Here is a 1552-nt window from a genome sequence, read left to right on the forward strand (position 1 = left end):
CTGATGCCATTCAGGTAGCCGACCGCTTTCACCTAATTATGAACTTAGGGGAAGCAGCTAAAAAAGTCTTCCAATCAAAAGCAAAAGAATTGAAGGAAATATTTAAGCTTTATAATGATCCCAAAAGGAAAGAACCTTCATTAACGGAAGTTACCGGGCCTGTTGAAGCAAATTTAGAAGTTGTAGCACCAACTATTTCTACAGCAAACATTGGTGCACATAAACAATATCTATTCGACAAGGTTAAAGAGTTATATGCCAATGGTATTACGCTGAGACAAATTGCCAGAATTACAAACCTGGATCGAAAAACAGTCGCAAGGTATGTATCCATGGAAAAACTTGAGAAAAGACAATCCAGCAACTCCACCAATTTGGAATCCTTCATCAATTATCTTTTGAGCGAAGGGAACCACGGAAAAACATATCGAGAACTGCATAACACTATTGTTCAGATGGGATTCAATGGTAAGTATACCCAGTTTTGCCACAAGATGAATGAAGTTTATAATATGCCTGGGCTTAGTAGAATGAAATACAAGGCGCAGGTGGTGGTAGCAAAAACTTGGTCGCCAACCCAATTATCCTTAATGCTCTATAGGGAGTCAAAACACCTAAAGGAAGATGATAAAGAATTTTTAGAATTATTATTTGAAAAGCTTCCTCCAATAAAACAAATGGAGCAATTGATAAAGGCTTTTAAACAATTGTTTCTTATCAAGAAAGACGGTATGTTACAAAAATGGATTCAGGAGGCATCAGCATCAGAGTGCGGGCTTAAAAATTTTGCTAAAAATATTTTAAGGGACTATGAAGCAGTGAATAATGCAGTAGTAACAACAGTAAGTAACGGCCAGGTTGAAGGACAAGTGAATCGAATAAAAAATATAAAAAGAAAAATGTACGGAAGGGCAGGATTTCAGCTATTGAGGAAAATGATACTTGCAAAATCAGCATGATTCACCAAAATTGACGAAGAACCGATTCAAACCGTGATATCCATGCTGTGTTGACTTCAGGATTGAAATTTCAAGATAAAGTGGTAGAATGGCAAATAAGCCAATTGTAAATAGAATCCAACCCTGTTTATTGGAATTATAAGCCTTATGAGAAATAATTAATACAAGGCAAACTATACTTTTAATTATTGGAATTAGAAGTATAATGCTCAATATTTGATCTTCTAAATGAACCCCTTTGGGAATCAAAATATCTGCAATAGGAATAAATGGTAATGAAATCACCAAAACAATTATTATCAAATTTAATAATCTTTTCATAAAATGAATTTCCGATTCTATATACTGTGTAAGTAAGCTATTTGTTCGTTATAATGTTTATGAAGTGAAATATAAGATTACAGCTTATGAAAATATACTTCAAAAACGGTTATCATTAGCTTTTTAATCAATTGAAAATCAATTTTTTAAAGCTAAATTCAAATATACAGAAATAGCTTTCTTTTTAGTGTTTTAATGGATCATGTACAAAACCTGTGGAGTAGAAGAAAAATAATCGGATATTTGCATTATTATATTATTCAGATGCACGA

General features: G+C 33.1%; 1 protein-coding gene. It reads left to right on the forward strand.

Going from position 1 to position 1552, the window contains the following annotated elements; translation table 11 throughout:
- On the forward strand, positions 1–959 hold a 959-nt coding region (locus GOQ16_RS17140; protein WP_204987515.1), incomplete at its 5' end, for a transposase.
- Positions 960–1552 lie beyond the last annotated feature (593 nt).

This window comes from Sphingobacterium bovisgrunnientis, from assembly GCF_009829085.1.
Classification (GTDB): domain Bacteria; phylum Bacteroidota; class Bacteroidia; order Sphingobacteriales; family Sphingobacteriaceae; genus Sphingobacterium; species Sphingobacterium bovisgrunnientis.